9 protein-coding genes are annotated in these 13,579 nt (G+C 56.7%); 3 read left to right on the top strand and 6 right to left on the bottom strand.

The features are described 5' to 3' along the window. The first annotated feature begins 8 nt into the window (after positions 1-8). Together AC0V6Q_RS07850 and AC0V6Q_RS07845 are read left to right on the top strand one after the other, a co-directional pair. Positions 9-809 carry a peptidyl-prolyl cis-trans isomerase gene (locus AC0V6Q_RS07850; RefSeq protein ID WP_486167838.1) on the top strand — a complete coding sequence of 267 codons (801 nt, stop codon included), beginning with the start codon at positions 9-11 and terminating at the stop codon, positions 807-809. Between the two features lie 5 nt (positions 810-814). Beyond that, a complete protein-coding gene (locus AC0V6Q_RS07845; RefSeq protein WP_486167837.1) occupies positions 815-1,807 on the top strand; it encodes a HupE/UreJ family protein in 993 nt (330 codons plus the stop codon). A gap of 6 nt (positions 1,808-1,813) precedes the next feature. Here the strand turns inward: AC0V6Q_RS07845 and AC0V6Q_RS07840 are convergent, their stop codons facing one another. Further along, positions 1,814-3,301 carry a tryptophan halogenase family protein gene (locus AC0V6Q_RS07840; RefSeq protein ID WP_486167836.1) on the bottom strand — a complete coding sequence of 496 codons (1,488 nt, stop codon included), beginning with the start codon at positions 3,299-3,301 and terminating at the stop codon, positions 1,814-1,816. A gap of 9 nt (positions 3,302-3,310) precedes the next feature. Then, entirely contained in the window at positions 3,311-4,081 is a 771-nt protein-coding gene (locus AC0V6Q_RS07835) for a DUF6445 family protein (protein ID WP_486167835.1), read from the bottom strand. 328 nt (positions 4,082-4,409) lie between these two features. Here AC0V6Q_RS07835 and AC0V6Q_RS07830 point away from each other — a divergent pair, with 328 nt between their 5' ends. After that, positions 4,410-7,202 (top strand): TonB-dependent receptor, encoded by a 2,793-nt coding sequence (locus AC0V6Q_RS07830; RefSeq protein ID WP_486167834.1) that lies wholly within the window; start codon positions 4,410-4,412, stop codon positions 7,200-7,202. A 105-nt stretch (positions 7,203-7,307) separates the two neighbouring features. On the opposite strand, the gene AC0V6Q_RS07825 is transcribed toward AC0V6Q_RS07830, so the two are convergent. Genes AC0V6Q_RS07825 through AC0V6Q_RS07810 form a run of 4 tightly spaced genes read right to left on the bottom strand, consistent with a single transcriptional unit; the run spans position 7,308 to position 13,395 of the window. Beyond that, positions 7,308-8,843 (bottom strand): tryptophan halogenase family protein, encoded by a 1,536-nt coding sequence (locus AC0V6Q_RS07825; protein WP_486167833.1) that lies wholly within the window; start codon positions 8,841-8,843, stop codon positions 7,308-7,310. 1 nt (position 8,844) lies between these two features. Beyond that, entirely contained in the window at positions 8,845-9,873 is a 1,029-nt protein-coding gene (locus AC0V6Q_RS07820) for a LacI family DNA-binding transcriptional regulator (RefSeq protein WP_486167832.1), read from the bottom strand. Between the two features lie 4 nt (positions 9,874-9,877). After that, on the bottom strand, positions 9,878-11,539 hold the full coding sequence (locus AC0V6Q_RS07815) for an alpha-glucosidase (RefSeq protein ID WP_486167831.1): 1,662 nt from the start codon (positions 11,537-11,539) through the stop codon (positions 9,878-9,880). Next, positions 11,536-13,395 carry an alpha-amylase family glycosyl hydrolase gene (locus AC0V6Q_RS07810; RefSeq protein WP_486167830.1) on the bottom strand — a complete coding sequence of 620 codons (1,860 nt, stop codon included), beginning with the start codon at positions 13,393-13,395 and terminating at the stop codon, positions 11,536-11,538. Before AC0V6Q_RS07810 ends, AC0V6Q_RS07815 begins: the two co-directional genes overlap by 4 nt. Between the last annotated feature and the right edge of the window lie 184 nt (positions 13,396-13,579).

The raw sequence follows: 13,579 nt of genomic DNA, 5'->3' as shown, positions 1-13,579 counted from the left end.
CTGCACAAATGAAGTTACCCGATTGGACGCGCGAGCCGCTCGTTCACTTCACGGCCTTGGGCGCTGTTCTTTACGTGGCGCTTACATGGGGCGGATCGCCGCCTGACCCTGCCTCGCGCGTGATCAAAGTCGGCTCTGCAGAAGAACAAAGAATCGCTGAAAGCTGGACGCTCACCATGGGCCGCGCGCCTACGGACGCGGAGCTTGATCTGGCGGTCGATGCCTTTGTGCGTGAAGAAGTGCTCTACCGCGAGGCTTTGCGTCTGGGCTTTGATGAAGGCGATGCGATTGTCCGGCGAAGACTCGTTTCCAAGATGGATTTGTCTGCCAGTCTGGCCGCGGAAACGGCGGAACCATCAGAAGAAACCCTGCGCGCGTTTCTGGCCGATAATTCCGAGCTTTATGCAAACGAAGCATCCGCCAACGCCAGTGTCACCCTTGATCAGGCGGTGTTTTCCAGCGAAGCAAGCGCCCGTGCCGCATTAGGCAGCGCGCAGGTCAGCGGGGATGCAACAAGCTTGCCCCGCAACCTCTCTGCAACCCCCATGCGCGATATCGAGGCCCGGTTTGGCCAGCAGTTTGCTGCAGGGGTAAGAGCGCTCGAAACTGGCGACAAATGGCAAGGGCCCATTGCGTCGGGCTTTGGCTGGCATCTTGTCCGCCTGACAGCTCGCGAAGTGCCTGAACCCGATTTCGAGACCTTGCGCGCCACTCTTGCGAACGATTGGCGCAGCGCCGAAATCGAGGCCCGCAAGGCCCGCGCCTATGAAACTCTGCAAAGCGCATATCGCATCGATATCGACCGGTGACAGGCATGATCCGTTGGCTGCTCGGGCTTTTTGCCATCGTGTTGGCATTTCCGCTGAGCGCGCATGAACTGCGCCCGTCGGTCGTGGAAATGCGCGAGGTGGAGACCGGCGAATACATCTTCGATTGGAAGGTCACGCTTGCCGCGGGCAGTGCAGGGGTTCTGGCCAGCAGGCTGGAGCCGGTGATCCCCGACAATTGCGCCATTCAGGGGGATATGGTGCAGCGTCTCCAATCCGCCGCACTCATGGGCCGGGCCAGCATTATGTGCGATGGTGATCCGGCAGGGGGGCAATTTGGCCTCAGCGAACTTTTGGGCAAATCCGATGCAATCGCGCGGTTTGTCCCGATCGATGCACCCACACAAAGCTATCGCCTGACCGCTAATGAACCTGTGACCACGATCCTTGCAGAGCCATCTGCCTTAAGCGTGCTCGTCGATTATTTTGTGATCGGTGCAGAGCACATCATCTTTGGTTGGGACCATCTGCTTTTCGTGATCGCGCTTGTGCTCTTGGTGCGAAATCCCTGGCCGGTGGTCAAAGCCGCAACCGCCTTCACGATAGCGCATTCGATAACCCTTGTGGCGACCATCCTTGGCTATTCCGGCTTGCCCGGCAGGCCGGTGGAGGCGTTAATTGCGCTTTCCATCGTGTTCCTCGCGGTTGAGGTGGCACTGGTTCTGCGCGATCCGGAGTGGCAAACACTGACACGGCGTTTCCCGTGGGCGGTCGCGTTCGCTTTCGGGCTTATTCACGGCTTTGGCTTTGCAGGCGCGCTTGCCGATATCGGTCTGCCCCAAACACAGCTGGCCGCTGCCCTATTCGCCTTCAATGTAGGCGTTGAAGCAGGGCAGCTTCTGGTGGTCGCACTCACGATGATCGTGCTAGCTGGCCTTGCCCGTGTGTCTTTGAGCACGCAGAGCCTGATCCTTAAGACAAGCACCTATGCGATTGGCACAATCGGCAGCTTTTGGCTCATCGAAAGGATCATCGGTTAGGCAGCGTTATTGCGCCAGAAATGCCTCGTGCTGAGGCAGGGTTCCAACAGCGCGCTCAACCACTGTACGCACATTGCCAAGAAATTCGGTGAGCTGTTCGTCCGTCAAACCGTTTGCCATCGGGTCATACCCACGCGGCATCATCCCCTGGCCAAGCATCACCTGAACCCAGCTTGCCTCGCGGAAGAGGTCGTCCGCATCGCGCCCAACTCTGCCGCTGGATGCAAAAAGCTCCATCTTGTGGGTCAGGCTGTCTGGCACATCCATGTTCTTGCAATAGCGCCAGAATTCGGAATCCTCACGGTCCGTCCGGTGATAGTGCAGGATCAGGAAGTCGCGGATCTGCTCGAACTCGTTGGCACAGCGGCGGTTGTACTCCTCGCGTTCCTTTGTTGCGTCCTTGCCGTGCGGGAAGAGCTGTAAAAGGCGGCTCACATGCGATTGGATGAGGTGGATACTGGTCGATTCAAGCGGCTCGAGAAATCCGCTTGCAAGCCCGATTGCCACACAATTGTGAGACCAGAACTGTTCGCGCCGTCCGGTGGTAAAGCGGATGGGACGCGGGTCCGCCAAAGGCTTCGTATCAAGCCCCTCGAGCAGAACCTCGCCTGCTTCTTCGTCGGAGATAAAATCGCTGCAATAGACGTGGCCATTGCCTGTGCGATGCTGCAGCGGAATACGCCATTGCCAGCCCGCCTGTTTTGCGGTCGCCCTTGTGTAGGGGACAATCGTGTCGAGGCGTTCGCTCGGCAGGGCCTGCGCGCTGTTGCATGGGAGCCATTTGGACCAGTCCTGATAACCGACACCCAATTCCTGGCCCAGCAAGAGCGCGCGAAATCCGGTGCAGTCGATAAAGAAGTCGCCGCTAACCTCTTGACCGTTATCTAGAGTGATGGAGGTGATGTCGCCGCTTTGCCCATCGCGCGCGACGGTGTTCACAATCCCTTCGGTGCGGGTGACGCCGCGCTCTTCGGAAAATGCACGGAGGGAAGCCGCATAGAGACTTGCGTCGAAATGATAGGCGTAGGCGAGGCCGGTCATGGAGGTGTTGCCCACGCGGTCGAGCTTGCCAAATTTGGCCTGATCGGCGGCGACCTGATGCAAGGAATAGTGCCAAAGGTCCTTGTCGTGACCTGATGCGGCTGCGCGGCTCCAATATTGGTGGAAGGGGACGCTGGCCAGGTTCATTCCGGCATCGCCAAAGGTGTGAAGGTATTTGGAGCCCAGCTTGCCCCAATTTACAAATTCAATGCCCAGCTTGAACGTCCCGTTCGTTTTCTGGATGAAATCGCGTTCATCAAGGCCAAGGATCGTGTTCAAGCGAATGATCTGGGGGATGGTCGCCTCGCCAACGCCAACGGTGCCGATGGCATCGGATTCGACCAGTTCGATCTCAATCGTCTTTCCCATCAGCCGCGCAAAGGCTGCTGCGCAAATCCAACCGGCGGTGCCCCCGCCGACAATCACAAGTTTGGATGGTTTGGTATCGCTCACTGTTCTCTCTTACACCTTAGATGCCGGGCGGAAAAATGCGTTGATGGTCAATCGGCCTTTTGCGGGGTCTGCGGATAATTCTGCCGAGTTGTTGATGATGCCTGAGTGCAGGACATTGCCACGATAGAAGATCGCTTCATTGAATGCTCCCTCGCTTTTGTGGATGCGTTCAAAATACGGCGCACCGTCGGTAACATATGCAGGATCCGGCAGACCTGAAGCCTGCACATCGGCTTGCAGCGCCTCGCGGTAGGCAGGAAAATTCGCGTCGGTGAGCGTTTCGAACCCTGTTGAGCGATGCCTGAAGAAGCCGGTTCCCCCGTGATCGGTATCGTGCAGATAGAGCATCATCGCGAGTCGATCGGGTTCGGTTCCATCAACATGGGGAAAGCGCTGCATAGGAATGAGCTCTTCCGGCTTTGCTGTCACGAGCGAGAACCAGGCCTGGATTTCCCAGCCATTTTCAGCCGCGCCGAACACTTTATCGAGCATTGGCGACAGTTGTTCGAGCCAAGCCAAAGCAACATCTTCAGGGAGCGGCGCACGCACGCCGGGATATTGCGGTGTGATCCTTGCAAAATTTTGCAAAGATGCAAAATCAATCGCCGTCTGAGGCGAGGTCATGAACTGCTCGATCCGAACATAGTCATGATTTAATTGAGAAAAATGCGAAGCCTCTGCATCACTTACCGATATTGCCCAATTGTCCATAAGTCTGAGGTACTCCGGTTGGGCCTGCATGGCTTTGCCGAGACTATCAAATCCTTTACTGATCGACAAAGAGACTTATTAGAGCATTGATAATGTGACGAAAAAAGTAAAACTCGTTGAGTGAAGCAGGGTACGGTGTGGCGGACTATCGCGATTTTCGCGGCCAATGGACGCAAGAGTGTGACTAACCCGCCACACTTATAGGGCAGATACCATGGATTTGCCTGACATGCCTCCGTGTGGATATCCTAAACATCTGTAATAAAACTGAAAAAAATTGCGGTCTTGCTCCGTGGATTGTGCAAAAATTCCTGTTTTACGTCGGAGAGAATCTCCGCTATGAAAAAAAATGCAAATTACGCAAAAAGTCGTGATGCGAATTGGAGAGGACTGAAAAATGGGATTGAAGCGTTTCACCGCTAATGCTCGCTTGCTGTCAGGGGCAGCGACCGGGCTTGCGCTTGTCGCTATGGCGGCTCCGGCTGCGGCACAGGATGGTAACACTACAGAAGTTGCCGAAGATGAAGGCAATGCAATTGTCGTAACAGGTCTGCGCGGCGCGATTGAGAATTCGCTCCAGACAAAGCGCGATGCGACTTCGATCGTTGAGGTTATCTCGGCAGAAGATCTCGGGCAGCTCCCCGATCTTTCGATCGCTGACTCGCTCGCACGCCTCCCAGGCGTTACCGCGCAGCGTGTGCGTGGTCGCTCGCAGCAGATTTCGATCCGTGGCCTTGGCCCCGACTTCTCGCTTGCTCTTCTCAACGGCCGCGAAGTTGTTTCAGCTGGTAACAACCGCGGCATCGAGTTTGACCAATTCCCGTCAGAGCTCATCGGTCAGGGTATCGTTTACAAGACGGGCGATGCGCAGCTTGCTTCCATCGGTATTGCTGGCGCGGTCGATCTGCGCACTGTGCGCCCGCTCGACTTCAATGACCGCCAGCTGACCGTTTCAGGCACATTTGTTCACAACGACAGCGGCTCGCGCAACCCTGATTTTTCAGAGAACGGCTACCGTTTCTTTGCGTCCTACATCGACCAGAATGCCGCCGGCACTGTCGGTTGGTCGCTTGGCGCAACGGTTCAATCGAACCCGACCCACTTCATCTCGCGTGAGCTTAAGACGGACGAACGGTCGGGTCAGATTTCACGCGATGCAAGCGGTCTGATTTACCCGTCGGACAACCCGCGTCAGGGCGCTGTCAGCCGTGAGTTTGAGCGCACCTCAATTGCCGGTTCGCTTCAATTCGAGCCTACCGATGACTTTTCGTTGATGTTTGATGCGTTTTATACCGATACGCAGGATTCAGGTATCTTTCGCGGTACTGAAACACCGCTCGCATCCTGGAGCGGGGCCCAGTTTGAGGGCGCGACAGGGGCCGGTCCTTTCGCGGACAGCGCCAGCTATTCCGCGGTTGTTCCAATCATTCGCACCGATACCGAAGGCAACGAAGCGCAGATCTTCGCGCTTGGCGCAAACCTCGACTTCGGGGTCACCGACAGTCTGAGCTTTATGGTCGATTATGGTTTCTCGACCCTCGACCGCGACGACATCGATTATGAGAGCTACGCGGGCACCGGTCCGGGCCGTTCGGGTGCACAAGACACTTTGAACTTCACCTTCCCGCAAAACGGCGAATACTCGATTGACGGTCTGCTGGACTACACCGATCCGGCCAACGTTTTGTTGACTGACCCGGGAGGCTGGGGCCAGGTTGGCTTTATCAAGCGTCCCATGATCAACGACGAACTTCACCAGCTCCGCGCAGAGGCGACTTACGAGTTTGGTGGCGGATTCATCGATAACATCCAGTTTGGCTGGCTCTACACCGACCGTAAGAAAGACTTCGATTCAAACGAAGCTTTCCTTCGCGCATCGCCCGCATTCGTGGGAGGCTCTCTGGCTGTCCCGCAAAGCGCGATTGTCGGCCAGACTGACACAGGCGATCTGGGCCAGAACATTCTGGCTTATGACCCATCATCATTCCTGACCGATGGCACCTATGTGGTTGAACCAGCGAACTTTGGCGTTCGCTGGGTCGTGGGTGAAGAAGTTCACAACTTCTATGCTCAGGTCAATCTCAATGGCGATCTGGGTACCATTCCGGTGCGCGGCAATATCGGTCTTCGCTATGCTGATACCAGCCAAAGCTCGACCGGTACTTTGACCAGTGGTCAGCTGAACTCGGTTGACTTCAGCTATGATGACTGGCTGCCAAGCGCGAACCTTTCTTTCGAGGTCGCAACAGACACATTCATCCGTCTGGCATTTGCCAAATCGATCACGCGGGCCCGTCTGGACGAGCTTGCCGCGAACCAGGCGTTGGGTACCAACCCTGCAAGCTGTGAAGATACTGATGGCGATCAATTCGTAGATACGCTGAATGGTTTTAACCCTCCAGGCCTGGTCTGCTTCTCGACAGATGGCGGCAACCCGTTCTTGCAACCTTATGGCTCAACTTCTTATGATATCTCGTTTGAGAAATACTTCTCGGCGGGGTCGGCCATTATCGTTGCAGGCTTCCACAAAGAGCTGACCGACTGGATTGTGAACGCAAGTTCGCTCCAGGATATCAGCCAACCGATTATTGCTGGTGGCAATGGTTCGTTCCTTCAGGCGAACCCGCAAACAGCAATCGGTATTGTGAGCGGCCCGACTAACTTTGCGGACGGTTCGATCACAGGTATTGAAGGCACGGTCCGTGTCGACTTTGCCGATTTCGCTGACGCGCTAGAGGGCTTTGGTGCTTTCTTCAGCTACACCTATGCGGACGCTGAAATCGAGGACGAGATCAACGGTGTGAGCCCGATCCCCGGATATTCGGAGAACACTTGGTCGGGCGACATCTTCTATGAGAAAGATGGCTTCCGCACGAAGATCGCAGCGCGCCATCGCAGCGGCTTCCGTTCAGAGATTCAGAACTTTGACGGCGGGCTGAGCGGTGCTGACGCTCAAAGCGAGACCATCATCGATGCCCAGATCGGTTACACCTTCCAGAATGACAGCGGGGCTCTCAAAGACCTCGGCATTCTGTTTGAGGTCTTCAACCTTACGAACGAACCCTTCGTGACGCAGAATGATCTGTTTGATGGGACAGGCACGGGTGCTGCCAATGTGATCGGCGCATTCCCGAGCCGTCATGAAATCTACGGGCGCACGTTCAACCTGACGCTTCGTAAAAACTTCTGATCTCCACAGGGTCGCAACCCCAAGAGAAAGGCCCGCTGGTGACAGCGGGCCTTTTTTGTTGGGTTTGGAATACGAAGTGGGCGCCAGGTCGCGAAGGTGGCCAGCTTAAACCGCGAGCGGTGAAGGGCAGTGCTCGGCCAGAAATTCTGCGTGTGTTGGCATTTCTGCAACCGCGCTTTGCATGGCAGATGCGACCATGCCCATACGTTCTGCCACGGGTACACCTTCGCGCATTTCAGTGATCGCAGGCGCGCGTTTGGGGGTGATATCCTGCCCCAGATACACCGCGATCCAGCTGGGATTGGCGAAGAGCTCACGCTCGTCCGACACCAGCATGCCATATTCGCGGAAGTGATCCATCTTGTACTGGAGACTGTCGGGTATCTCCATCGCGCTGCAATACCGCCAAAGCTGCGTATCGTCGCGCGATGTGGCTTTGTAATGCAGGATCAAGAAGTCGCGGATGCGTTCATATTCGCTGACCGTCTGGCGGTTGTATTCGCGCGCCAACAGGGGCGACATCGCGCTATCGGGGAGCAATGCCAGCAGCCGCAAAATACCATATTGGATAAGGTGCAGGCTGGTCGATTCCAGCGGCTCCATAAAGCCGGCGGACAGACCGATTGCAACACAGTTCTTGTCCCAGAACTTGCGCCGCATACCTGTTACAAAGCGAAGAGTGCGCGGGTCTGCCTCCGGCTCGCCATCAAGCGATGCCAAAAGCGTCGCGGTCGCTTCATCCTCGCTGATAAACTCGCTGCAATGAACGTAGCCATTGCCGGTGCGGTGTTGGAGCGGGATGCGCCATTGCCAGCCTGCTTCCTTGGCGGTTGAGCGGGTGTAAGGCGTGATCTCGTCCTGCTTTGCGCAAGGGACCGCGACTGCGCGATCGCAAGGCAGGTACTGCTGCCAGTTTTCATAACCCGCTTCGAGTGTTCCCTCGATCAAAAGCCCGCGAAAACCACTGCAATCGATGAAGAGTTCGCCGTCTACGATCGTGCCATTGTCGAGGGTTACGCTCTCGATAAAGCCGTCTTCGCTGCGCTGGGTCACATCGGTGACGCGCCCTTCGATCCGGGTGACACCGCGCGCTTCGGACAGGCGCCTCAAGAACGCGGCATAAAGCCCTGCGTCAAAGTGATAGGCGTAATCGAAGGTCGACTGGATTTTGCGGCGGTCGGGAACGGGATGGGAAAATTTGCCCGCCTTCGCCATCGCCCAGCACATGGAGAAATCGTCAATCGGCCCCTCGATCTGCCCGGCCAGTTTCTGGCGCATCCAATAGTGATAAAACGGGACCTTATCGAACTCCGCGCCATATTGGCCGAAGGGATGGAAATAGCTGTGCCCTTTGCGCGACCAGTCAACGAATTGGATGCCCAGCTTGTAGGAACCAGCGGTTTCCTTGACGAAGGTTGCCTCGTCGATGCCGATGCGTTGATTGAAGGTGCGGATCGGCGGGATTGTGGCCTCTCCCACTCCGACAGTGCCGATTGCTTCGGATTCGATAAGGGTGATTTCGCAAGATTTGCCCAGCGCATCAGACATGGCCGCCGCTGTCATCCAGCCCGCACTGCCACCACCGACGATCACGATTTTTTGAAGCGGCCTGGGCTCGCCAGCACCCTTATCCGAAACCACCTTATCCTCCACAACTCTCTCTGATCAGAAGGCTCGTCTCGAGCCGTTCCGAGATCGCTTTCCCGCCCTGGGTGTCGATCAGTTTAGATACGAGCATACGGCCTGCAAGGTTGGTGTCCTGATCAATGGTCGTAAGGCGCGGGGTGACGAGGCGCGCGGCCGGGATATTGTCATACCCGACAACCGCGACATCGTCCGGCACCGTGCGTCCGGACAGGCTAAGGGCGCGCATCGCGCCGATTGCGATAAGGTCACTGGCCGCAAAGATCGCATCGAACTTTATCCCGCGCTCAATCGCAGATCGGGTAGCGGACTCGCCTGATTGCACGTCGAAATGGGCCGGTATCACGAGGCCATCGTCAATATCGCGGCCCGCTTGCTCCAATGCCATGCGATAACCACGATAGCGCTGTTCTGCTTCTGGCGCTTCGGTGTCGCCAAGGAACAGAATGCGTTCGCGGCCCAATCGTACAAGGTGCGATGTCGCCCGCCTGCCGCCTGCAACATTGTCCGAACCCACTGTGCAATAAAGCGCATCGGCAAAGTCGGCGCCCCACACCACAAAGCGATCATCGCGATCGATCAATTCGTTGAAACCGTCATGAAGCGAGCTTTGGCCGATGAAGATCATCCCTTTCGCGCGGCTTGTGGTCATCGCAAACTCGAGGTCTTCGACCGTTCGCGGGAAGATGTGGCTGATTACCAGATCAACTTTGCGGTCGCGCGCAGCCTCCGCAATTCCGGCGAGCAATTCGAGGAAGAAGGGATCTGATACCCGAGTCTCGCGCGCCTGCGGGGCAGGGACAATGACGGCAATTGTTGCGTCCGCGCCAATCGGCCCGTTGGGCATGGTCGAGCGAAAGTCATAATCGTGCTCGCGCGCGATGCGCCAGACTTCCTGTTTGGTGCGGCGATTGACGGCAGGGCTGTCATTGAGCGCTCTGGATACGGTCGAGATCGATACGCCGGCCTGACGCGCAATATCTTCCAATCTGGCATTTTTGCCGGCCTTACCTGAGCCCCCAGCCATCGCTCTATTCGCCTTTTCGAACTGCCCAATATCCGCTTCTCGGGGCCATAACCCCTGAAACCTTACCGTGCTCATCGCCTATTGCATCGCTTGCGACAACCTCTGCATCGCAAAACTCTGGGGGCGGTGACCAATCGATGGGATGGTCGCTCAAATTGTATGCACAAAGGGTTGCCTCATCACCCGAACGCCGCACGAAGGCGACTATTTCGGCAGGGGCATCGAGTATCGCGCTTGAACCTGTCAAAAGCGATGGAAGTGACTTGCGTAGGCGCAGCAAATGCCGGGTGTAATTGAGCGTCGACCCACGGTCATCGGCTTGCGTGTCCACCGCCCGGTCTGCATGCGCCGGATCGACCTTGAGCCAAGTCTGGTTCGCGTTTGAAAAGCCTGCCTGAGGCTGCTTCGAGGCCCAAGGGAAGGGCGTGCGCGCCCCGTCACGGCCCAGAGTGTGAGGCCAGTTGGCGATGGCTTCGGGGTCGAGCAGGTCCTCGAATGCAACCTCGCCCTGTGGCAAGGCCAGCTCTTCCCCCTGATAGATGATCGGATTGCCGCGCAAGGACAGCAAGATCATCATCGATAGCCGCGCCATTTGTTCATAATTGGCACCGCCTCGCGACCAGCGCGTGGTGGAGCGGGGCGCATCATGGTTGGAAAACGCCCACGAAGGCCAGCCTTCATCGGCTGTCCCGTCCCAATTGCCAAGCGAGGCCTTGATCCGCTCTGCAGTAAGATCAGGCGCATACAGAAAGTCGAAATTATACGCGGAATCGAGCCGTTTGCCGTCCGCTGTAAAGGCCTTCATCTCCGCCAGAGGATCAGGGCCACCGACTTCTGCGACGGTGAAGCGGTCGGGGTATTCCTCGATCACCTCGCGGATACGTTCAAGGAAAGCCGGAATGTCATCATGGCTTTGATTGAACTTCTTGATCTGCATATCAAAGGGGCGCGTAATCTGTTCCAACGGCGCGTGTGATGGCGGATTGTCGCGCATCTGCGGGTCATGCATTGTGAAATTCAACGCATCCAGCCGGAACCCGTCAACACCCCGGTCGAGCCAGAAGCGCGCGGCATCCAGCACTGCGTCTTGCACATCGCGGTTATGCACGTTGAGATCAGGCTGACTGCTCAGGAAGTTGTGCAAATAATACTGCTTGCGTGGGCCATCCCACTGCCACGCCGAACCGCCAAAGACCGATTGCCAGTTGGATGGCGGCGATCCGTCGGGTTTCGCATCGGCCCAGACATACCAATCCGATTTGTCGTTGGTGCGGTCCTTGCGGCTTTCCTGAAACCACGCATGTTCGTCTGAGGTGTGGGAATAGACCTGATCGATAATGACTTTGAGGCCAAGCGCATGGGCGCGCTCGATGATCGCGTCAAAGTCGTCAAAGGTGCCAAAGCTTGGATCGATGCCGCAGTAATCGGCGACATCATAACCGAAATCTTTCATCGGCGATGTGAAGAAAGGCGATATCCAGATGCCGTCCACGCCAAGCGATGCAACGTAATCGAGATTGTCGGCGATGCCTTTCAGGTCACCGACGCCATCGCCATTCGTGTCGCGAAAACTGCGCGGATAAATCTGGTAGATGACCGCACCGCGCCACCATTCGCGCGTTGCCGCGCCGCCGGATGCGGCAAGAATATCGACCTGTCGGTTCATTGCACCTGAGCCCTTGTTTCGCCTACCAACTCGCACACGGCATAGCCCAGAGCCGGGAGAGTGACAGTCACAGAGCCCGGTGCTGCGACAGCGGCAGGGCAGCTTCCGGCAAGCGTGTTGAGTGTGCGCGAGGCATAGTCAACCGGCACGTTCACCTCAATTGCTTCAGAAGACGTGTTGTAGGCGAGCAGGACCTTCTGCCCGCTTGCCGGATCATGGCGGGTGAGAGCAAAGATGCCAGGCTCATCGCGGTAGGCACGCATGGTTTGCAGGCCCCGCCTCAAGGCCGGGTTCCTGTTGCGGATACGGGCCATCTCGCCAATCAGGCGATAAAGCGGGTGACCGGTGTCGTAATTTTCGCTCGCCGTTGTTGCATCTGTTCCGATAAGATCATTGTCGTTGTAGCTATCGGTCAGGCTCGCGAACATGTCTTCGCGCGCGGCCTGATCGTTGCCGTCCCCGACAAAGCCTTGCTCTGATCCGGAATAGATCGTGGGAGACCCCCTGAGCGTCATCATCATGACATGGCCCAGCATAACCCGGTCGAGCAATTCCTGCTGAGTGATGCCGGGATTGGCCCCGCGCACAAAGGTAGAGAAACGCCCGACATCGTGGTTGCCAAGGAAGGTTGGCATAGTCAGGGCTGTCTCCTCGCCGCCTTCGTAAAGCACATCGCCGTCAAACATTTCTGCAATTTTCACAGTGCCTTGGCCTTGCGCGATCGTTTCGACCATTGCGGCCTGAAAGGCAAAATCGAGGACCGTGGGAAGCGTATCGCGACGGGTGTATTGCGCGATATATCCATTGTCCGAACCATCGCGGTAAACCTCGCCGAAGATATGGAAGTTGGGAATGCCCTCTTCGCGTGCGGTTTCCAGCATGGCCGGGATAAAAGTCTGCCAAAACTCAGGGTTCACGTGGCGCGCGGTATCAATGCGAAAACCGTCGATGCCGGTTTCCTTGATCCAGGTTGCATAGATGTCGATCATCCCTTCGAGCACGCGCGGGTGTTCGGTAAACACGTCATCCAGGCCCACGAAATCGCCGTGGCGGCTGCTTTCTTCGCGGAAGGTCGTGTCGCCGCGGTTGTGGTAATAGATCGGATTGTTGAGCCACGCGGGCGCTTTCACGTCGCGCTCGTCCTCTGGCACAACCGGCGTGTAGGCGTAGGACGGATCGGTTAGCTTCGCGAAGTTTTCTTCGGTCCGAACCTCATCACCCAGAAACCCTTCATTGATAGGCTCGCCGCCAATTCCGCCCTTGCGCGAATAGGGAAAATCACCCTTGCTGCGATAGACATAGCCGGTCTCGTCCCCTTCGGCATAGCGGATCACATCGGCGGTGTGGTTGGTGATGATGTCCATATAGACCTTCATCCCGCGCGCATGCGCCGCATCGACGAATGCCTTGAACTCTTCATTGGTGCCAAAATGGGGATCGATGCTGGTGAAGTCGGTCACCCAATAGCCGTGGTAGCCTGCGCTTTCTTGCCCCTGAGGACCTTGAACGGGCTTATTCTTGAACACCGGCGCAAACCAAACAGCCGTGACGCCCATGCCCTGAATGTAATCGAGCTTTGCGGTAAGGCCAGCGAGGTCGCCGCCGTGGTAAAACCCTTTGTGGGCGGGGTTGAACCCATGATCGAGAGCCTCGCCCTCGATCCCGCCTTTATCATTTGACGGATCACCATTGGCGAAGCGGTCGGGGAGCACGAAATAGATAACTTCGTCCTCAGGCGGGCGTTCGCGCAAAGCGCTTTCCGCTTCGGGCGGACCATCCATCGCGGATACGGTGCCGCCCAACACTGCCCCCAACACTGCCAACGCGGCCAAGCCCGCAACCCAGATTCGTCTCATGCTCATGTCTCCCAAGCGCTAATTGCCACTATCTGAAAAAATTTGCAAATCTTTGTGTGAGCAAATCTGATGTGCAGGAGATTCAGCTAAATATCGGAAAATAAGTAATATAACTCTGAGGTATTTCCGAATTTGCGTGATTGTCCCGGATCAATTCACAAAGAAACTTGCAAAATTTTGCAAG

The sequence above is a fragment of the Erythrobacter sp. S227 genome, from assembly GCF_057364925.1.
The sequence above is the reverse complement of the archived record's forward strand: the minus strand, read 5'-3'. Positions and strand labels throughout refer to the sequence as shown.

Bases quoted from the DNA above. Each gene is read 5' to 3' on its own strand.
- AC0V6Q_RS07830 (WP_486167834.1), top strand. From the start codon at position 4,410: ATGGGATTGAAGCGTTTCACCGCTAATGCTCGCTTGCTGTCAGGGGCA.
- AC0V6Q_RS07820 (WP_486167832.1), bottom strand. From the start codon at position 9,873: ATGGCTGGGGGCTCAGGTAAGGCCGGCAAAAATGCCAGATTGGAAGAT.
- AC0V6Q_RS07810 (WP_486167830.1), bottom strand. From the start codon at position 13,395: ATGAGACGAATCTGGGTTGCGGGCTTGGCCGCGTTGGCAGTGTTGGGG.
- AC0V6Q_RS07845 (WP_486167837.1), top strand. From the start codon at position 815: ATGATCCGTTGGCTGCTCGGGCTTTTTGCCATCGTGTTGGCATTTCCG.
- AC0V6Q_RS07815 (WP_486167831.1), bottom strand. From the start codon at position 11,539: ATGAACCGACAGGTCGATATTCTTGCCGCATCCGGCGGCGCGGCAACG.
- AC0V6Q_RS07850 (WP_486167838.1), top strand. From the start codon at position 9: ATGAAGTTACCCGATTGGACGCGCGAGCCGCTCGTTCACTTCACGGCC.